Annotated in this window: 15 protein-coding genes; 8 read left to right on the plus strand and 7 right to left on the minus strand. The window is 33.9% G+C overall.

Annotated elements, in window-relative coordinates:
* Positions 1-33: 33 nt before the first annotated feature.
* The 3 genes from Q0543_RS10635 to Q0543_RS10645 are packed head-to-tail and all read right to left on the minus strand — an operon-like array spanning position 34 to position 4,629.
* Entirely contained in the window at positions 34-2,445 is a 2,412-nt protein-coding gene (locus Q0543_RS10635; RefSeq protein WP_299252479.1) for a heavy metal translocating P-type ATPase metal-binding domain-containing protein, read from the minus strand.
* A 4-nt stretch (positions 2,446-2,449) separates the two neighbouring features.
* Positions 2,450-3,517, minus strand: coding sequence for a response regulator (locus Q0543_RS10640; RefSeq protein WP_299252482.1), 1,068 nt, complete (start codon positions 3,515-3,517; stop codon positions 2,450-2,452).
* A gap of 11 nt (positions 3,518-3,528) precedes the next feature.
* Positions 3,529-4,629, minus strand: a complete 1,101-nt coding sequence (locus tag Q0543_RS10645) for a PAS domain-containing sensor histidine kinase (protein ID WP_299252486.1) — start codon at positions 4,627-4,629, stop codon at positions 3,529-3,531.
* Between the two features lie 220 nt (positions 4,630-4,849).
* Here Q0543_RS10645 and Q0543_RS10650 point away from each other — a divergent pair, with 220 nt between their 5' ends.
* Positions 4,850-5,416 carry a hypothetical protein gene (locus Q0543_RS10650; RefSeq protein ID WP_299252489.1) on the plus strand — a complete coding sequence of 189 codons (567 nt, stop codon included), beginning with the start codon at positions 4,850-4,852 and terminating at the stop codon, positions 5,414-5,416.
* Here Q0543_RS10650 and Q0543_RS10655 read toward each other — a convergent pair whose 3' ends face one another.
* On the minus strand, positions 5,417-5,971 hold the full coding sequence (locus tag Q0543_RS10655; protein ID WP_299252492.1) for a hypothetical protein: 555 nt from the start codon (positions 5,969-5,971) through the stop codon (positions 5,417-5,419).
* A 42-nt stretch (positions 5,972-6,013) separates the two neighbouring features.
* Between Q0543_RS10655 and Q0543_RS10660 the strand changes: the two genes are divergently transcribed.
* The 6 genes from Q0543_RS10660 to rny all read left to right on the plus strand — a co-directional run bounded on the left by Q0543_RS10660 (position 6,014) and on the right by rny (position 13,714).
* Entirely contained in the window at positions 6,014-8,110 is a 2,097-nt protein-coding gene (locus Q0543_RS10660) for a M48 family metallopeptidase (protein ID WP_299252494.1), read from the plus strand.
* Positions 8,107-8,829, plus strand: coding sequence for a hypothetical protein (locus tag Q0543_RS10665; protein WP_299252497.1), 723 nt, complete (start codon positions 8,107-8,109; stop codon positions 8,827-8,829). The genes Q0543_RS10660 and Q0543_RS10665 overlap by 4 nt, the downstream gene beginning before the upstream one ends.
* A 100-nt stretch (positions 8,830-8,929) precedes the next feature.
* Positions 8,930-11,341: a phenylalanine--tRNA ligase subunit beta gene (gene pheT, locus Q0543_RS10670; protein WP_299252499.1), complete on the plus strand. Its 2,412-nt coding sequence runs from the start codon at positions 8,930-8,932 to the stop codon at positions 11,339-11,341.
* Between the two features lie 101 nt (positions 11,342-11,442).
* Positions 11,443-11,742, plus strand: a complete 300-nt coding sequence (locus tag Q0543_RS10675) for a hypothetical protein (protein WP_299252501.1) — start codon at positions 11,443-11,445, stop codon at positions 11,740-11,742.
* A 21-nt stretch (positions 11,743-11,763) separates the two neighbouring features.
* Positions 11,764-12,054: a cell division protein ZapA gene (locus Q0543_RS10680; RefSeq protein ID WP_299252503.1), complete on the plus strand. Its 291-nt coding sequence runs from the start codon at positions 11,764-11,766 to the stop codon at positions 12,052-12,054.
* 91 nt (positions 12,055-12,145) lie between these two features.
* Positions 12,146-13,714, plus strand: coding sequence for a ribonuclease Y (rny, locus tag Q0543_RS10685; RefSeq protein ID WP_299252507.1), 1,569 nt, complete (start codon positions 12,146-12,148; stop codon positions 13,712-13,714).
* Between the two features lie 245 nt (positions 13,715-13,959).
* Here rny and Q0543_RS10690 read toward each other — a convergent pair whose 3' ends face one another.
* Together Q0543_RS10690 and Q0543_RS10695 are read right to left on the minus strand one after the other, a co-directional pair.
* A complete protein-coding gene (locus tag Q0543_RS10690) occupies positions 13,960-14,304 on the minus strand; it encodes a hypothetical protein (protein ID WP_299252510.1) in 345 nt (114 codons plus the stop codon).
* A gap of 207 nt (positions 14,305-14,511) precedes the next feature.
* Entirely contained in the window at positions 14,512-19,569 is a 5,058-nt protein-coding gene (locus Q0543_RS10695; protein ID WP_299252513.1) for a cellulase family glycosylhydrolase, read from the minus strand.
* A 463-nt stretch (positions 19,570-20,032) separates the two neighbouring features.
* Between Q0543_RS10695 and Q0543_RS10700 the strand changes: the two genes are divergently transcribed.
* On the plus strand, positions 20,033-20,890 hold the full coding sequence (locus Q0543_RS10700; RefSeq protein WP_299252516.1) for a phospholipase A: 858 nt from the start codon (positions 20,033-20,035) through the stop codon (positions 20,888-20,890).
* Between the two features lie 452 nt (positions 20,891-21,342).
* Here the strand turns inward: Q0543_RS10700 and Q0543_RS10705 are convergent.
* Positions 21,343-22,520 (minus strand): Ig-like domain-containing protein (locus tag Q0543_RS10705; RefSeq protein WP_299252520.1); only part of this gene is annotated, 1,178 nt, incomplete at its 5' end.

Raw genomic sequence — 22,520 nt, forward strand, 5'->3', positions numbered from 1 at the left:
CAAAATAAAAAGGGTATTCAAAATCTATCACACCTACTTAAAGACCTTTTTCGATATAAAATTGGTACTAATAACAACCATTAGGACTACAATAATAGAACTAATGGGCATAATAATGGCTGCTGCTAATGGCGTAAATAATCCTTTTACAGACATGCTTATTACTACAATATTATATAACAATGAAAACAACAACGTCGATTTAACGGCATTCACAGAGCCTTTCGAAAAACGCAATACACGCATTAATAAACCTAATTTTTCGGCATTTAAGATCCCATCCGATGCAGGAGAGAAATTATACACATCTTCGGAAACAGCGAATCCTACATCGCTCTGTTTTAAAGCACCTGCATCGTTTAGTCCATCTCCTAACATCAATACATTCTTACCTTGATTTTGCAATTCTTTAATAAATTGTAATTTATCTTCCGGACTTTGATTAAAAAGAATGTGATGCGCTTCTGGAAAAATCGTTTCTAAATAATGTTTTTCTATACTCGAATCACCCGATAAAACATATAAAGCATAATTAGGAGCCAATTGCTGAATAAGTGTATCTAAATTAGTTCGATATCGATTCCGAATGGAGAAATAACCTAGATACGTATCATTAACCGAAACATGGACATTCGATGTATTTACATCTATCGCACTTGGATTACCAACAAATGATGCAGAACCAATTTTATATAATGTGCCTTCCACTATGCCTTCCAATCCTTTTCCAATTATTTCTTTGAAATTTTCAATTTTAATAGACGTAGTATGTTTAGTTAAATAGTTTGCCAATTGCACACTTAATGGGTGCGTAGATTGCCTTACGAGAATATGTATTTGTTGGAAATACTTTTCAATGTTTGATTCTCCTACAAAACCAATACTCGTAACATCCGACTGAGTAAGTGTACCTGTTTTATCAAATACAATCGTATCAACCAAATCTAACTTTTCAACAACATCGGCACTTCTTAAAAACAATCCTTTTTTAGCTAAAATACGAATGGCATTTCCATAGGCAAATGGGATAGATAAAGCCAAGGCACAGGGGCATGCAACAATTAAGACCGCAGTCAAATTATTAAAAGCAGCAGATATGCTTGTACCATACCAATACAAAAATGTAAGAATGCTAATTATTAAAAGTCCATATGTAAAATTTCGACCAACCGTATCTGCAATTTTAGAAATTGATTTTTCATCGTTTACTTTATCAAATACTTTATTATTCCAAAGCTGTAATAAATGACTTTGTGATACTTCTTTTTCGACTAACAATTCAATAGATCCTTGCGTTTGTCGACCTCCTGCATAAATCAATTCGCCTTTATTTATTCGTACAGGTATGGTTTCGCCACTTACAAAACTATAATCGATAAATGCATGTGCACTCAATAAAATAGCATCCGCTGGTATTATTTCTTGAGAACGAATATATATTTGATCTCCAATTTTGAGCTCGTTTATAAGTACTTGCTGTGACATACCATTAACAGTGCGTTGCACAGCCACTGGAAAATAAGATTGATAATCTCGATCAAAAGACATCGATTGATATACTTTGCTTTGAAACCACTTCCCTATTAAAAGAAAAAATATTAAACCTGTGAATGAATCTAAATATCCGGGACTGATGTGTGCCAGAATATCATAAATACTTCTTAAAAATAGCGCTGTTATTCCAATAACAATAGGTAAATCTAGATTGATCATTTTATTTCTCAAGCCTTTCCAAGCTGAGATGTATAAACCGGATGCGGAATAAAGCAAAACAGGCAGAGCCAGTAAAATGGATATATACCCAAATACCTCCGCGTAAGTTCCATCTAACTGACGATCCAATCCCAAATAATCTGGAAAGCTCATCAACATAATGTTGGAAGAACAAAATGCAGCCACAGCCATTTTATAAAAAATACTACGATCTTCTTTTTTATTCTGAATTCCAGCGGATTTTTTATTCAATTCAATTTGAGGTGCATATCCCAAGGAATCGAGTAACTCCACAATTCTACGAAGTGTAATAATGGAATCGTTAAATGTGATGGAAATTTCTTTTTTAGTAAAACTCACATCCGATCGCATGATACCTGGTTCAATCTTATAGAGTTTTTCTAATAACCAAAGACAGGAACTACAGTGAATGCTCGGAATATAAAAATGGATAACGACAACGTTATCGTGTTTGAAATCTATAATGCGTTGTACAATTTCTGGCTGATCTAAAAAAACATACTTTGTTCCAATAGATGCTTTAATTTTAATACCAGCGGCTGCGTCTATATCATAATACGAACACAAGTCGTGTTCGTTTAATATTTCATAAACCGTTTTACAACCATTACAACAAAAAAAATAACTATCTATCTGAATAGAATCATCTACACAAGTTTCTCCGCAATGCGTACAATTAGGGTGCGCAGAAATTAAACTTGCTTTCATCATTTCTTTAATTTTTCATTTTTTGAAGTTTAGAAATATTTACAATTGAAATTTTACTTCCTTGAATCGTAATCAATCCTTCTTCTTTAAAATCAGACAAGGTACGAATAACGGTCTCTTTCGAAGCACCAGCTATTGCTGCCAGGTCATCTCTATAAATTGCCATTGTAAAATTGTCGGGATTTTCGTCTTTATTGAAATTATTATAAATCATCAACAACGATTCAGCAACTCGTTTCCGAACGGAGTTATAAGCTAATTTCAATAAACGCTCTTCTTTTTCAATTAAGTTATCAGAAAGCATTTTTATCAATTTTTCAGAAACATCTTTGCTACTAAACAACACAGCAAAAAATTCATCTTTAGGTATAATGTGAATTTCTGAATCATCTAGCATTGTTGCCGACTCGGTATGATCACTCCCTTCTAACAGGTTTAAGTAACCCAAGAAATCCCCTTCTTTATACAAGCCCGTAATCAACTCACGACCATCGTCGTTGGTTTTAAACGTTTTCAACTTCCCTTTAACAATAAAGTATAAGGAGTTGGCTTTATTTCCTTCAGAATATAAAACTTGCTTCTTTTTAAAGCGACTAATTTTACGTTGATCTGCTATTAATTTTTCTAATTCTTGATTGCCCCTTGCTTCAGAAACAAGTTGATTGATACTCTCTAAATTACCACCTGCAGCATGTGTATGAATCAGTGCTTTCTTTTTTAAACGCAATTCAACGGCATCTAATAATTCAACATCATCGAAAGGTTTTGTTAGATAGTCGTCTGCACCAAGATTCATTCCTTTTCTGAAATCATTTTTCTCAGCTTTGGCTGTTAAAAATATAAATGGAATGGTTGCTGTTGCTTCAGATTTATTAAGCAAATGCAATACACCGTAACCATCTAATTCTGGCATCATAACATCACAAATAATCAGATCTGGAAGTGATCGCTTTGCTTCTTCAACACCTTCTTTGCCATTAGACGCTGTCAACACCTTGTAGTCTGCAAGCTCCAATATTTCAGCAATATTATCACGTACCTCATAATTATCTTCAATAACTAAAATTGATTTCATTTTATATAATGTTAAAAAGGAATCTGAACAATAAACGTTGTACCCATTGCCTGTTTACTAACGAAATCAACATTACCTCTAAGTATATCTAAATATTTTTTTATTATATTCAAACCAAGTCCAGTTCCTGGAATGTTTGCTGCATTGTGTGCACGAAAGAATCTACTAAATAAATACACTTGATCTTCTTCCGGAATCCCAATTCCTTGATCTTTCACTTCAAGCGTCAATAACTTATTTTCAACTTTAGTATTTATTTGTATTTTCTGTCCTTCGTGTGAATATTTTATTGCATTCGAAATCAAATTGATCATGATATTTCGAATGAGATTTTTATCAAGAAAAACCATCTCTTCAGGTAATTCATGAAAATGCTGAATCTGCTGATTTTCTTTTAAAATCCCATTCATTTCATCTATTACTTCGCTCGACAAATCGTTGATGGAAAACTCTGTAGGGTCATTTGTAATGCGGCCTTCCTCTAATCTGCTTAACGATAAAAAATCATTCAAAATGCCTGTTAAGTTATTGACGGAAGACTTAATGCGATTGACATGCTTAATGCGCTTATCTTCATCTTTGGTACCATTATATCTAGAAATCAAGGATACCGAAGAAAGAATCGTACTTAAGGGCGTTCTAAACTCATGAGAAGCCATTGTAACAAAACGTGACTTCAATTCACTCAAATCCCGTTCCCGAGCCAAGGCATCTTTTACTTCTCGTAGCTCGGAAATATCATGTATAATACCCGTAAATATCTTTTTATTTTCAAGTATAAGTTCGCTTATACTCAATAAGAACGGAAACAAACTCCCGTCTTTACGTCTACCAATAACCTCTCTGCCTTTGCCAATTATATTCCCTCTACCGGTAGCATGATACTTATTCATGTAGCGATCATGACTACTTCGATCTGGTTCTGGCATTAAGATTGAAACATTCTCTCCAATTAATTCATCCATTGGATAGCCAAACAGGCGCAATGTAGAAGGGTTTACTGATTCTATTACTCCTCGTTCATCTATCGTAATAATTCCGTCTACTGCGTTATCAATGATTGCTTGGTATCTAGATTCTAAATCAGATCTGGAAGTAGATTTAATTGGCATATTAAAAGTATTGTTTGTCATTTAAATCTACAAATTAAATTAGAGTTTGTCTGCTTTGGAGTTTGTTTTAAATCAAAATTCCCTTTTTCAAACAGGATTACATATGATAATTATCATGTTACAAATTGATTGGAATCAAAAAAAATGAAAAAAGGACAAAATGCTTTAAAAAAACACATAATACTAAAAAAAATAGTTATTTTTAAAAAACACTAAACCTATGAAATACACGACTATACTAATTTGTATAATCTCATCCGTTTTACTTTTTGTAAATTGTGGTAAAAAAGATCTGCCAGCCCCTGATCCTTTAAATGCTCATAATACTGGTTTTTCTAAACAGGGTGTTCCTGTTGTACTTACGGCTCCCTGCGCATCTACGTTACAAAAAAATACAATTACCTATACCTATTCACCAAGTGGATCAAACATGCATTTTGACCCTCAAGTCAACTATATTGACGATTATATAGATATTGATTGTAGAGATTATTCAACATATAATTCCATTAGAGTTGACATTCCAGATAAAGGCTTGTTCATAGGGAAAGTGAAATTTGATGTAAAAAAAATGTTAACACCAACTTCAAGTACTGCAACGCTAACTCATATTTTCAACCAATACTCGTATTACGGTTCCTATTATTATTATGGTTATGAAGGTGAAATATATGCAGAATACACCAAGACAGAAATCATTCTGTCCTTTTGTAATGTAAAAGTACAAGACTCAAACAATAATAATCATGAAGTTACAGGGCAAGTGATCATCGCAAACGGCCGCTAATTATTGCTTAGTTAATATAAATTCCACATTATTTGTATTAGAAACTGCATTGGAAGAATATTTATTTAGGGATGTTCTAAAACGTAACATTCCGCTCGTTTTAGAATATAATTCATATTTTGTTACATCTAATAAATAGTAATTTGCTATAATAGGAGAATTTAATGTAGTGATGGCAGATTTGTCGAATTCCAATACAATCGTATTTTCATTTACAGAGTTACTGTTTGTAGAAATTCCGTTAAAACTACTGGAACTTCCATTATTAGTATTTCCATTTTCTGAAATACTATAAAAAAAATCAAATTCCTGATTTTCAAACAAGTAAATCCCTTTCCCATTCGCTTTAAAATTAAAAACCCCAACACTTTCATAATTTTCTTTGGGTTCATAGGAATAATATCCACTACTAGGACCACCGTCACTATCATACACAGTATAACGCTCTACATACCATTTTCCAATAATAGTATTTGGTTCAACTCCGCCTTTTTTGCACCCTGAAAAAAGCGTAACGAAAAATAAAATAAAATAAAATAAATACTGTACTTTCATTTTGAATAGATTATCTACATTTTTGAATAATTATTTGAAGGTATGAAAAAATTACAAAATCAATACATCTTAGTCATAATCATTTCTTTTTTACCTATTTTATGTTTTAAAACTTTAGCACAAAATTTTGACAATTACATTAATATTAAGTCTTCAGGAGAGATTCCAGCAGACTTTCTAGGATTATCCTCTTCAAAATTTAAAGCAGATAAAACAACAATCTCTAAAGAAGAGGAAACGTATCTAAAGCGGTCTAAAAAGAAGTTTTACTTAGAAAACAACTTTTTAGTTGATGAATTGCTTCACAATGGGAAAGTTCTTTACAATGACCCAATAGGTATATATGTAAATAAGGTATTAGATAAAGTATTAGTGCATAAGCCCGAATTAAAAAAACAAATTCGAGTTTATGTAGTTTTGTCTGATATCGTAAATGCATATGCAACCAACAATGGCATTATTTTTATAAATATTGGATTGCTAGCTAAACTTGAAAATGAAGCTCAATTAGCTTTTATATTAGGACATGAGGTTACTCATTTTGAAAAAAATCATGTATTAAATAGATTCGTACTAAATGAGAAAATTCAGCGTAAAAAAATACGAATCAATTACTCAGACTCTAATGTAGAATCCATATTATTTTCTAATACAACGTATGCAAAAGATCAAGAAATAGAATCCGATATAGAGAGCACTAAACTTTTATTAGGTACTCTATATAATCCAAAAGCAGGAATGGAAGTAATGAAAATTTTAGCATCTGATATTCCTTTAAAAGATACGTATCACTTCACTCCCTCTTTCTTCAGTAAAGAAACCAGCCTTCACATAACGTTTAAATCTATTGATTTTGATTCATTAAAATATACGGAAGATCTTGAAGCAGATAGTAAGACACATCCAGCATTATCTCAACGCATTACAACGATTTCTAAACTTTTTGATTCTTTAAATCACAACAAATCATACTTTATTCTTCCTCAAAAAGATTTTTTTACCATACAAAAGATTGCTCAATTTGAAGTTTCGAAAATATTTTTAAAGAAAGGAAATTATTTATATGCGTTTTATTGTATCTATGAACTTTTACAAAATGATCCTAATAATGCTTACTTAAATAATTTATTGTGTAAAACATTTTACCTTGCGTCAAAATATCGAAATTCTCAAGATCAAGATAATTTAAATACAACTACAAGTAATACACCAAAAGAAATTCAATTTATTGCGGAGTATTTGAAACAATTATCGGATACTGAACTCAATATATTAAGCACCTATTTTTATTTAAAAACATATCCCGGAGAAGAAACTATTGTAAAAGAAATTCGATTAAGAGATTTGTTATATGATTTTAAATTTATCTATCAAGACAATGAAGAAAATCTAGAACACATACCAAATGGTAGAACTACGATTGCATCTATTCCTTTTGTTGAAAAATATTTAAATTCCATTTCTGAAGAATCTAAGAACTCCTTTACAGTAGATAATGATGGACTTGTTTTAGCAAATAAAAAGAAATCTAAAACAGGATATGCAAAAATTGACAACATCATCATACTTGATCCTGTTTATAAAAAATTTGATTTAAGAAGAAAAACAGAAGAGAAATTTATTGCTTCAGAAAAATCTCTACTTATATATAACGAACAAATAAGAAAGATATCCAATCAATTAAAAATAAGAGATACCATTGTGAGCTCAGTTGGTTGGACAAAAAATGATACGCTTGCTTTTCATAATCATTCTTTATTTAAAAGTCAAGTAGAAGAGGTTTTAACGAATGGTTCACAAATTATTTCAACAGATTTCGAATTAGTAGATACTACCTGTAATGGATACAAATCGCATCATTTAGCTTTAATGGGAACCTATTCATTCCACATTCAAAAAAGTCCAGTTGTTAAGGTTTTTGTAGTAATATGGACAGCTTTGGTTTTTCCAACATTTCCAATAGGACTATATTATGCAGTAACTCCCTCTTTTAAAACATACACCTATTTAATAACTTTAAATTGTAGAAATCAAGCATTTGATTATAAAAATGTTCGATTGCTTAAATATAGAGATTCTATGGGTGCAATAAATTCATCCATGTATTATCAACTATTAAAAATGAAAAAAGGAAAATGAAAAAAACTATATTAATATTTTTATTCCTTACTAGTTTATACGGGTCTATTTCCTTTGGACAAGTTCCCGGATATATGGGAAAAAGATGTATACTAAAAGCAAATATACATGGAATGCCGATTACAGGTTTTTTGTTTGCAAACGAAAAACCATTAGATTTTAATTTCAAGTTTTCAGTTGGTATGGACTATGTCATTTCAAGGAATATTTCTTTTGGTATTTCTGCAGAACAAGTAAATGACATCATACTATTGAACAAACTTTCGACAACACCAATTGGGCAATCTTATCCTGCAGCACCCACAACCTTCAAATCTGCTGCAAACTTTTACGGGTACAACCTAGGTGCAAATATGAAATTCTTCTTGAATAGATCATCTGGTGCACTAGCACCTTTTGGAAGATATTTCGTAATTGAATATTTAAAAAACTATGTAACAGTAAGTGATGATGGTCGTTATTATGCTAGTGGAAACAAACAAATAAATACCATTTCCACTAGTACTATTTTAATTGGAATGGGAAGTCAAAAAATATTATTTAATAGGCTGGTAATAGACACAAATCTTAAATACGGTGTTAATTTTTATGGTTTAACCCGCATAAAAGCTTCTGATACGCGCATCGATTTCGACCCAGTATATGCTGCATGTACATCCAAAATGTTCTCGGATTACCTATTTACACTTAGCGTGGGTATAGGTGTGCTAGCATTTTAAATAGCATTATTTTAACTTTTAGATTTAATTAATCATTCAGTTAACTATATTCTTTCTAGTTTATTCCGTATTTTTGCGCGTTATAACATAGAATAAATACATGCGCATTTCATATAATTGGCTTAAAGACTATATTGATTTAACAGAATCCCCCGAAGAAATAGCTAGACTATTGACTCATTCAGGTTTAGAAGTAGAAAAAGTAGAAGCCTACGAAAGTATAAAAGGTGGTTTAGTTGGGATCGTTATTGGGAAAGTATTAACCTGCGAGCAACACCCAAATGCAGATCGTTTACGCAAAACCACCGTCGATGTGGGTGCGGAAACTCCCTTAAACATTGTTTGTGGTGCACCTAATGTAGCAGTTGGTCAAACAGTTGTTGTCGCTACTATTGGCGCAACGATGTATCCTTCTGAAGGCGAACCTTTTAAAATTCAAAAATCTAAAATTCGCGGTGAAGTTTCTGAAGGCATGTTGTGTGCTGAAGACGAACTTGGGATGGGTAAGTCTCACGATGGAATTATTGTTATTGAGAAAGACATCGCAGCAGGAACTTCTGCTCAATCCTATTTCAATGTTGAAGTAGATTCTATTTTTGAAATAGGCTTAACTCCAAACCGTGCGGATGCCGCTTCTCACTTAGGAGTAGCGAGAGATCTAAGAGCATTATTAAATAGAAATCTTAAAAAAGTTGATCTTAAAAATTTCCAACCAGGCTTTAAAGCAAGTGGGATTAATTTAAAAGTTGAAAATACAAAAGCATGTCCGCGATATACAGGCCTCACTATTACTGGAGTTAAGATTGGTGAATCACCTGAATGGATCAAAACACGTTTGCGTTCGATTGGCTTGAACCCAATCAACAACGTTGTTGATATTACAAATTATGTAATGCATAGTTTAGGCCAGCCACTTCATGCATATGATTTAGATGAAATAAAAGGACATACGGTTGTTGTAAAAAATCTTCCGGCAGGCACTGAGTTCATTACACTCGACGGCGAAAAACGTAAATTATTAGAATCAGATTTAATGGTTTGCAATGCTACAGAACCTATGTGTATGGCTGGTGTGTATGGTGGATTAGAATCTGGAGTTCAAAAAAACACGCGTCATATTTTCTTAGAATGTGCTTATTTCAATCCAGAAATAATACGGACAACATCGATGAAACATGGTTTAAAGACTGACTCTTCTTTCCGTTTTGAAAGAGGTACGGATCCCAATATGCCAAAAGTTGCTTTGAGAAAAGCCGCTGCTATGATTGTTGAAATTGCAGGTGGTGAAATTTCTGCAGACATTTTAGATTCTCAAACGGAAACCTTCCCTCCTTTCAGAATTGAAACAACACATCAACGTATTTGCAAAGTAATTGGAAAAGAAATTCCTGCAGACCGAATTTTAGAAATTATTAGTTTACTCGATATTAAGTTAGCTTTCCGTAATGGTGATTTACTTGTATTGGACATACCTCCTTTTAGAGTTGATGTACAACGCGAAGCAGATTTAGTTGAAGAAATTTTGCGCATTTACGGATATGACAATATTGAATTAAGTGATCGCTTGAGTACAGAATTTTTAGCAGAATTTCCAACTAAAGATACAGATAAAATACACAGCTTAGTAGATCAGACACTGATTGCAAAAGGTTTTCAAGAAATCCTTACAAATTCATTAACTAAAGCTGCCTATGTAGATTTGCTATCTGCACAAACAGATGCGGTGTCCATTTTAAATAAATTAAGTGAAGAATTGGCATTTATGCGCCCTTCTCTTTCCTTTACGGGTTTGGAATCCATTGCGTATAATATTAATCGCCGTCAGAAAAATTTAAAGTTTTTTGAATGGGGGAAAACATATTCGAAACGAGCAAATAAATATTTAGAGAATAATAAATTGGCTGTTTTCTTAACAGGAAATCAACATACTGAAAGTTGGAATATGGCATCCAAGGCAGTTGACTTCTTTGATTTGAAATCTGTTGTAGTCCAAATATTAGAAAAATTAAATATCTCAGTTACCCAAGTTCAAGAAATCGAATCCAATCCAATCTTTTCAAAAGGAGTTATTTACAAACATGGGGGTAAAGTTTTAGTTGAAATGGGATATGTTTCAAAAGCGTTGCTAAAAGCTACGGACATAAAACAAGATGTTCTTTTTGCTGATTTCGATGCTGATTTATTATTGGAGTTGTATTCAAACACTTCAAAATATAGTGAAATCTCTAAATTCCCAGAAGTTCGTAGAGATCTATCTTTGGTATTAGATGCATCGGTAACGTTTGAACATATAAAAGAACTTGCTTTAAAAACGGAACGAAAAATACTTTCAGATATTAATGTGTTTGACGTATATGATGGAAAACACATTGAAAGTGGTAAGAAATCGTATTCTATTAGTTTTACATTACTTGACAAGGAACAAACTCTTACTGATCAAGCAATTGACTCAACTATGAATAAGCTGATGCAGGTATTTGAAAAAGAACTTAATACCACTATTCGTAAATAATTAAACTACCTGATATAAAAGATGTTCACGCATTTGAGTTCATGTATAACTTATAATGCTGCGTTTATTGTTTTATACCTCGTTTTTATATAATTTGTGCTATGTCTGTATCGGTAGATATTTTAAAGCGGTTAGAACTACTTGAAGCGAAAGCTTTAAAATTAGCACTTGCCCATAAAAGTTTAACGATTACTCACAAAGAGCTTCAATTAGAGAATCAAAAACTGAGAAATCAGATTATTCTTAAAGAAGAAGAAGTGAGAAACTTTCATAATCAAGAGAAAATAAGTAAAATTGTAACATCAATCACAGATGATACTTATAAGAAGACTGAGCTAAAGCTCAAAATCAATGAGTATATCAAGGAGATTGACAAATGCATTGCCTTTATCAAAGAATAAAACTGATTTAAACCCCTTATTATGGGTGAGTTATCTATAAAAATCAGAATTAGTGATCGCGAATACCCGATGCGCGTGGATGCTTCTGAAGAAGAGCAAATACGTGCGGCTGGTAAATTAATAAATGAAAAGCTCAAAAGATTCCGTGAGCAATTTGGAATTGACGATAAACAAGACTTATTATCTATGGCTGTAATCGATACAGTTATGGATACGTTAAAATCAGGCCAACGCTTAACGGAAAAGGATTCAATCCTACAAAATAAAATAGAGCACATAGATCATATTCTTTCAGAGGCTTTAGCTTTATAATACGTTATAGAACTAAAGAAATTTTTGCATTTGTTACCTCCTACTACATTCAGTATCTACTGAGATTGTTGTAAAACCCTAAAAAATAATCATGTCTGAATTAATAATCTATATCCTTGCCACTGCGGTTGTATCAATCGGAATTGGCATTGCAGCAGGAAAAGTCATTTTCCAAAAAGACTTTTCCAAACAAGAATCCGACGCAAAAGATAAAGCTCATTTAATCCTTAAAGAAGCTGAATTAAAAGCTGAAACCACAAAAAAAGACAAACAAATTGAAGCGAAAGAACATTTCTTAAAATTAAGAACGGAGTTTGAAGATGATTCCAACAAAAAGAAAAATCTAATCATTCAGAACGAACAAAAAATTAAGCAACGCGAACAAACACTTACCAAACAGATTGAAACGAATACCCGCCGTGAAGCTGAATTGGATTCTTTACGTGAAAACCTTTCTTCTCAATTAGAAATTTTAACAAAGAGAAAAGAAGAATTAGAAAAATTACGCAATTCTCAAATTCATCAATTAGAGAAAATAGCCAACCTTACGGGTGAAGAAGCAAAAGCGCAATTGATGGACACCATCAAAGAAGAAGCACGCACTGAAGCATCTTCTTACATCAAACGCATCACCGATGAAGCTAAAATGACAGCAACAAAAGATGCGAAGAAAATTGTAATTGAAACACTTCAACGTACCGCTACTGAAAATGCTGTTGAAAACTGCGTATCTATTTTCAATATAGAAAGCGACGATATCAAAGGTAAAATTATTGGTCGTGAAGGTAGAAACATTCGTGCATTAGAAGCAGCGACTGGAGTAGAAATTATTGTGGATGATACGCCTGAAGCAATTATCATTTCAGGTTTTGATCCGGTACGTAGAGAAGTAGCTCGTTTATCACTACACCGCTTGGTACAAGATGGCCGTATACACCCTGCTCGTATTGAAGAAGTTGTTGCTAAAACAGCAAAACACTTAGACGATGAAATCATTGAAATTGGAGAACGTACTGCAATCGACTTAGGTATACATGGCTTACATCCTGAATTAATTCGTTTGGTTGGTCGTATGCGTTTCCGTTCTTCTTACGGACAAAATTTATTACAACACTCAAGAGAAGTAGCGAAATTGTGTGCTACTATGGCTTCTGAGCTTGGCTTAAATGCGAAGGTTGCCAAACGTGCTGGTTTGTTACATGATATTGGTAAAGTATATCCAGATGAGCCTGAATTGCCGCACGCTATTTTAGGTATGGAGTTAGCTAAAAAATACAAAGAGTCTCCAGAAATTTGCAACGCAATTGGCGCTCACCACGACGAAATTGAAATGACTGGCTTAATTTCAGCTATTGTTCAAATTTGCGATTCAATTAGTGGTGCTAGACCAGGTGCTCGTAGAGAAGTGATGGAGCAATACATCAAACGATTGAAAGATCTTGAATTACTTGCCTTATCCTTTGATGGTGTGTTGAAATGTTATGCAATACAAGCTGGTAGAGAATTACGTATCATGGTAGATGCAGAAAATGTTAGCGATGACAAAGCAGGAATGTTATCATTTGATATTGCTCAAAAAATTGAAAAAGAAATGCAATATCCAGGACAAATTAAAGTAACGGTTATTCGTGAAATGCGTGCTGTGAATTTTGCAAAATAAAGTTTTAGCACTACCTCCCGTATTGCTTAATTGTAAGAGAGTCTCGCTGTATGGCGAGACTTTTCTTTTTTAGATTGTTTAGTATTTTTTGGTTAAAGAAATACTGGATTGAAATCATCATTATCTATTGTTCATTATTGGTAGCATTCCAGAAAAATCCATTAGATAAAGAAGTGTATTAAAAAAATGCCCTAGAATGTTTTAAAAATTCTAAGTCATTTTTTTTAAATTATAATTGATTTACATCAACCATTATCCGTATCCAAATCTTCGTGATCGTCTCCACCCAAACTATAATAGTTATTTTCTTCGTCTTCACTTCCAATTTCTTCTTGTTGATCATCAAGCTCCGATCCTGGAACATCTAAATCAGCTCCAGACATGTCATCTATGAATGTTTTTTCATTCATCCCTTCTATATGTTCTACTGCACGTTTTTTTTTAGTAGTATCTTCAGGATTAATATCTCCTTCTTTTATTCCTTTTGAATATATATCCTCACTTGCAGGATATAATGGATAGCCAGGAAATTCAAGGTTTTCCTTTTTAACATTTTCTTTTCCAGTATCTATTTTATTTTCGTTCTTCATAACCGTATAGAGTTTGTAAATATGAACTGTCAGATAATTAATATGTATAAATAACATATTAATTATAAAAACAATTTGACATTTTATATATCAAGGATTGTTATACCCGATTCAAAAAAAATTACAAAATTGCCCCATTTTACTCCCGACTTTAAAAAATAAAAAAGGCTCGTCATACGACGAGCCTTTTAAAAAAATCAACTGAAATTATTGTTTAACTACTGTTTTACTATATGTACCATAATCAGATTGAATATGAATGACATAGATACCATTGCTTAAATCAGACATATCAACATTTTCAATGGATGCATTTTCAGTTGAATAAATTATTCTACCTAACATATCATACATTTTCAATGATATAATACCACCAACGTTTGATACATCTACTTGTAACCTATCCGTAACCGGATTTGGATATAATTGAATGTTTGCATCTAAATATGCAGCATTAATACCTGTTGTAGTAGTCTTAGATATTACAACAGGTGAAGTAGCTGTAACGCAAGGGCTTGTACCAGCCACAGAATATTGGAATGTATAATCTCCAACAGCTGTTAAGCCAGTAACTGTAAGTGAAGCCATATTCGCAGAAGTACCAAATGAAACAGTACTTGGCCCTGTAAGTAAACTCCAAGTTCCGATCGATGTTCCTGTACCTGAAAGTGTAACCGTCGTTGCAGTACTTATAGACTGTGCTGTTCCTGCATTTGCAATAGTTGGAGTAACACACGGAGCAGTTGATTTTACTACATCTACCGTAGCAGATGCGTCTACACATGGACTCGTCCCAAGTACTGTATATTTAAATGTATATGTACCATTCAAAGTTAAACCACTTGCCGTAACAGAAGCAGATGCACCTGTAGGATTAAACGTAACAGATGCACCTTCAGGTTTATTTACTACGGTCCAAGTACCAACTTTTGATCCCGAACCAATTAAAGAAGCCGTAGTAGCTGCAGTAATTGATTGAGCAGAACCAGCATTTGCCGTTGTAGGAGTTAAGCATGTTGGAGTAGATTTAACAACATTTACAGTTGAAGTAGCATTTCCGCAAGGACTCACACCCGTTACAGTATACAAGAATGTATACGTACCATCAACTGTTAATCCACTTGCAGTAACTGTTGCAGATGCACCAGAAGTACTAAGTGTAACTGTTGCATTTGCAGGATTATTTTGTATTGTCCATTTACCAATTGATGTTCCTGTACCTGTTAAAGAAGCACTTGTTGCTGTAGTAATCGATTGTGCAGTACCTGCGTTTGCAGTTGTAGGAGTTGTACATGTAGGAGTTGATTTAACAACATTTACAGTTGAAGTAGCATTTCCACAAGGACTAACACCCGTTACAGTATATAAGAATGTATATGTACCATCAACGGTTAAACCATTAGCCGTAACATTAGCAGATGCACCTGTAGGGCTTAGTGTAATAGCTGCCCCATCCGGTTTTGTTTGTACCGTCCATGTACCTACCGAAGTTCCTGTGCCTTTTAATGACGCTGTATTAGCTGTCGTGATCGTTTGTCCAGTTCCGGCATTTGCCGTTGTTGCTACAGTACAAGGTGCTACTGATTTAACCACATCTACTGTAGAGAATGCATCCACACAAGGACTCGTACCAGTCACCGTATATTTAAATGTATAGGTACCGTTTACCGTTAATCCACTTGCCGTAACAGCTGCTGCTGCTCCAGTAGGGCTTAATGTAACGGCTGCACCAGTTGGCACAGTTATGATTGTCCATGTACCTACTTTTGTACCTGAACCACTTAATGATGCCGTAGTCGCAGTAGTAATTGATTGAGGAGTGCCTGCATTTGCTGTTGTAGGTGTTGTACATACAGGAGTTGCTTTAACCACATTTACTGGAGATGTAGCATCTATGCAAGGACTAACACCTTTTACGGTATAAAGGAATATATACGTACCATCAACAGTTAAGCCATTTGCAGTTACAGAAGCAGCATTTGCAGAAGGACTAAATGTTACCGTTGCATTTGCTGGTTTAGTTGTTACTGTCCATGTTCCCACTGTAGTACCTGTACCTTTCAAGGAAGCAGATGTTGCTGTAGTGATCGATTGCGGTGTACCTGCATTTGCTGTTGTAGGAGTTGTACAAACAGGAGTTGCTTTAACCACATTTACTGGAGATGTAGCATCAACACATGGGTTAACACCTTTTACAGTATAAAGGAATGTATATGTACCATCTACAATTAAGCCATTAGCTGTAACAGAAGCTGCATTTGCTGAAGGGCTGAATGTTACCGTTGCATTTGCTGGTTTAGTTGTTACTGTCCATGTTCCAACTACCGTTCCTGTACCAGTCAAGGAAGCAGATGTTGCTGTAGTAATGGATTGAGCAGTACCTGCATTTGCTGTTGTAGGAGTTGTACAAACAGGAGTTGCTTTAACCACATTTACTGGAGATGTAGCATCAACACATGGACTAACACCTTTTACAGTATAAAGGAATGTATAGGTACCGTCAACTGTTAAACCATTTGCGGTAACAGAAGCAGCATTTGCAGAAGGACTAAATGTTACCGTTGCATTTGCTGGTTTATTTGTTACTGTCCACGTACCAACTACAGTTCCTGTACCAGTCAAGGTAGCAGATGTTGCAGTTGTGATTGATTGAGCAGTACCAGCATTCGCAGTTGTTGGAGTTGTACAAACAGGGGTAGCTTTCGTAACAGTCATTGTTGAAGACGCAGCAGGACAAGATCCTGATGCAGCTACGGTATATTTAAATACATATGCACCATCAACAGTTAATCCGCTTGCAGTAACAGCAGCAGACGGAGCTGTAGGACTAAATGTAACAGTTGCCGCTGCAGGTTTTGTCGTAATGGTCCAAGTACCTACTGAAGAACCCGTTCCAACCAAAGCTGCAGAAATAGCAGTAGTAATGGTTTGATCGACACCAGCATCAGCAGTTATAGGTGCTACAACAGTAACTTTTAATGGACTTCGAATACTTTCACATGTATTTGGACTTGATGTTGCTTGACTTACATAATAAGTAGTTGTACTTGCAACGGAAGTTGAAGGTATTGGTGCAACAGTATTGGCAACACCACCGGTTAAAGTAGTATACCATTTTAGAGTCAAACCATTAATACCTGTAGCTTTTAATGCTATAGCATCCGTTGCGCCTTCACAATACGATATATCAGATACAACAACTGCTTTAGGTGTTGTGCAAATGTCTGTACCCAATGAAGGATCACCCATACTTAAACCTGAAAAAATAATTTTCTGATCTGTAAATGCAAGTGGCTGATAGTTTGGAGCACCTGTATCTAATTTATTTACAGGAATAATAACAACTTCTACAACTTTACTGAAATCAAAGTCTGCATTATTTGTGTTGATATCAGCAGGAAAAGTCGGATTATTCGGATTCTTAATAGATAATGCATTTTTGAAATCAAATACAAAATTGGTTGTACTATTTGGTGCAAGAGATAAGAAATCTGGAGTTACGTGATTTTTACTAAAACCTACTTCATATTTATACCAGTTCGGACCATCAACAGTACCATTTGGTAATAAAACCAATTTATTAATTGCGATTACGGTGCCGTCGGCATCTTTCATTTGAAACTTCAAATCAAGTGTTGCTGTATTTGTTACCGGTGCAGACACTGTCAATTTTAATACTGCGTTTTGACTCAAATCTAACGTATACTTACTCTTTGTAGTTCCAACACAATATTCTCCAAAATTAAATCCTACAACATTGTAAGAGTTTGCAGCTTGAGATACTATATATTGAAGCGTACCATCTCCAGCACGTGTTGCTTCCGCTTTAAAAGGCGTTGCTGCATTTCTATCTTCAAACCAATAAATACCTGCTGCTGCACCTGTAACACTTGAAGGAGAACATGCAGGATCATTTGTACCACCTGTCATTTCAGAGAATTGTGTAGCTGTTTCAAACTGATCTGTAATACCCGTAGTAGAAACATTTGATGCACCAACAATACTGATGGTATACAAAGGTGATTCTGCAACCAATGCGCCAGCAGCATTGTATGATTTTGCTGTAATATTATGTCCACCAGATGAAAGCGTTGATGTTGTATATGAATATGGATTAGTTGGTTTGGAAACCATCAAATTAGCGCCATCATAATAATCAACTCGTGCAACACTACCCGTAGAAATAGTTGCAGTTGCAGTCATCGTTACTGCATCTCCTGCATTATAACTCACCTTATTTCCTGCAAATGCAACGGTAAGTGAACCTGTAACCAATACAGAATTACATTTTCCTTTAATATAGTTGCGAACAAGCGTACCTGACTGTGTAAGCTGCCCTGCATTCCAGTTTGAAAGTCCTGCACCTGAAGTTAATGCAGCAGATGTTTCATTTTTATTATCAATAGCCCAGTTACAAGAACTGATTTTATTCGCTTCTAAGAAATCCCACCATGTCTGAGATTCTGCAGCATTATAACCTCCGTTACCTGAAGCATCACATGTACCGTATTCTGTTACAAAAAGTGCTACACCTTTATTTAAAGCATTGGTAGCTTTTTGTCTTAAAGAAGCCTTGTGTGAATTTGCATAATAGTGAAGTGTGTATGCTATGTTTGTTCCCGTTACCGGATCGTTTGCAGCTTCATCTACATCTTGAGAATATGTTCTTGTTCCGCATATAATAATGTTATCGGGATCCTTTGCACGAATCGTTGTAATCAATTCGTTGTGATAAGGCTTAATCGTACCAGACCAAGATTGATTGATCGGTTCATTAAATGTTTCATATAAAATGTTTGGCTGATTGCCATATGTAGTTGCGATATCCGTAAAGAACGTTTTTGCTTGCGACTTATAATTCTCTGCGTTATGTGAGTGAAAATCGACAATAACATATATTCCTTTTGCAATACATGCATCAATCACCGTTTTTATTTTGGCTAATTCTGTAGCTGGGTTATTGATATAAGTACTAGAACCAGTCTCTACGGACATAGTAGCACGAATTACATCTACGCACCAGTCATCACGCAACCAATTTATAGTTGTTGTGTTGTAATATGGAGCTCCTTCAGGATAGCCACTCCAGAACATAGACATACCTCGTAATATAACGGGGTTGCCATTTTTATCACAAACCTTACCATTGAAGATTTTAAGTTGTCCGTACTTAGCAACTGGCGTTTGGGCATGCACTACAAACGCGAAACAAAAAAATATCGACGATACGATAAATTTTCGTTTAAGGTTATAAAATAAATTCATAATTATTGGTTAAAGTCAATTAAAACTAGAAATAGTATAACAATCTACAAAAAAGTTTTTTAATTATTGAAATATTAATAAAAATTATATTTATAATTCAATTATAGATAGGTAAAAATAATTATAGACACTCCATAAAGACGAAAAAATACAGGAAATGTAATCATTATGTGGATAACTTAAATAAGTTACTATATATCAAGTTCTAATTCATTGTAATGATAGTTCAAAGTATGGTATGAATAGATGCATTGTTCAAAAGAGGATAATAGCACAAAAAAAACAAGTATACTTATTTCTTGACTCAATATCATCCGCTGATTTTACGTCAATAAATATCAATCATTACCAGTATAAAAAACGAGAACTGCTAATATTCTAATTACTTTTTTTCTCCAATTTTATAGGCTAACTTATATAGCTGAAACCATTGCTACAAAAGTAGTACATCCATTTTATTGCCATGTTAAAAAATAACAATATCATTACCTTCACACATTTTTCAAAAATATTTACATTACTTATTTTAATAATTTCTTTTCAATCTATTACTCTTTTAGCACAAGAAAAAATTCAACGCGACTCCATAACACGTATTCTTAAAAGTCAACCCTCTTTTACAATCTATAAAGACAATTATTTTATTACTGGAACTACCTTTGACGAAAGCCCAACAATAAAAAATTCGGATATTAAAATGCAGATTAGCTTTAAACAACGAATCACCAATTCTAGCCTACCTTTTAAAAGCTATTTATATCTAACATTTACACAAAAATCTTTTTGGAAAATTTATGAAAAATCAAGTCCCTTCCAAGAAAATATATTTAATCCAGGATTGGGTTTAGGTAAATTCATTTTTAAAAATGGAAAACAAATTGGGGTTTTAATGTTCCAAGTTGAACATGAATCAAATGGCAGAGACAGTACTTTTTCTAGAAGTTGGAATTATACGTCTGTAAGTTATATGGCATTGCTTTCGCCACAAATAACAGTCATAGCGAAAGCATGGATTCCATTTTCAATGAATGATAATAATAATATCACCGATTTTGCGGGTTATGGAGAAGTGACAATAAATTGGGAGATTATAAAAAATAAATTACAAGTCAATGCGCTCATACGAAAAGGGGCAAAGTTGAATTTGAATGGAAGCATACAAACCGGTATCTATTATAATCCACTAAAACATTCAAACCAATATATTTACTTACAATTCTATGATGGCTATGGAGAAAACTTATTAAACTACGATCGATTAACCAATAAAATCAGATTAGGAATTTGCATACATCCAAGTATGGGGATATTTAATCACTAAAGAATTCTGTACCAACATTAAGTTTATTCATTCGAATATCATTCCAGAAATATCTCCTGTAAGTTCCCTTCATCGTATAGTTAAAATGCACTTAATACGTATGCATAACACAATAAGTATGCAAGCCAAGACTACTATCCATATCCATTCTTGTATGTTTAATGTCAAGTATATTATTGAAACGTTCATAATTATTTTTTCGTAATACCTACTCTATTAATTAATTCAGCTATTAAACCTGTCCATCCTGTCTGGTGAGAAGCGCTAATACCGACAAAGCTCAATTTCCCTTAAAATAAAAAATACATTTTTTTAATTTCTTGCTAAAGCAACAAAAATAAAAAGCTATATAGAAGATCGGAATAATATTAAAAATTCCAAACAACTATATAGCTTTCAAATACAACAATTAATATAATTTACTTATTTATATAATAACAACTAAATTATATTTAATGAGCAACAATAATTTTCTTTGTAATAATACTTGAATATTGATTAATAAATAACACATAAGCACCATCTGACAAACCGCTCACATCCAATCGAGCATTCATGCTTTCAATTTGAATAGGTATTGAAATCTCTTCACCAAGAGTATTGGTTATTTTAAAGAAAGCACCAGTCAAGTCAATCCCAGACTCTACAATAAGTTCGCTCATCGCAGGAATTGGATAGATAATAGCAAACACATTATTCATTGAAGATCTTGTTGCCGTCGTCGTTGCTGTATTCGTAGTTATGTGTATAGGACTTGAAGTAGTTACTCCACCCAATGCATCCGTTGCCTTTACCTTAATTGAATGTGGCCCATCTGAAGGATTTATCCAAGTAAAGGCATATGGAGCAGAAGTACTTGACCCAATTACGACATCTCCATCCAAATATTCAACCAACACGATTGCCCCATCCACATCTGTTACATCTGCTGTGATGGTTACGGGCGAAGTCACCGTTGCATTATCTTCGAAAGAAGTAATTTTTATTACAGAAGGTTGATCCTGACGTGTAGATAAAGATGTTATGACTGAGGTAGCAACACATTGAGATACGTTCTTAACTTGAACTGTATAATTACCTACTGTACCAGCAACATACGATGATTCTGTTCCAACCTGCGTATTCCCATTAAACCATATATAACTTAATCCAGTACCAGTATTCGCATTCAATGTTACAGTAGAACCAGGTAAAATTGTTGTACTTCCAACTACTGATATTTCTGCTAGAGGAGCAGCGTTTACCGTTACTGTAATTTGCGCACGATTACTTTCGCAACTAGCTATGGATTGAGATACAAAATAATTAGTTGTACCTATTGCACTCGTAGCTGGAATTGGTATTGAAGAAGAACCTGTTCCACCTGTAGAAGCGGTATACCATAATAAACCTGTACCACTTGCTGTTAAAGCTGAAGAAGTAGCATTCTGACAATAGGATACCGCTGCTGTTACTGTTGGTGTAGCTGGAGCGGCATTTACCGTTACTGCAATTTGAGCACGATTACTTTCACAACCATTTGTGGATTGAGATACAAAATAATTAGTTGTACCTATTGCACTCGTAGCTGGAATTGGTGCTATAGAAGAACCTGTTCCGCCTGTAGAAGCGGTATACCATAATAAACCTG

It is taken from the genome of uncultured Cytophaga sp., assembly GCF_937863595.1.
Taxonomy (GTDB): Bacteria; Bacteroidota; Bacteroidia; order Cytophagales; family Cytophagaceae; genus Cytophaga.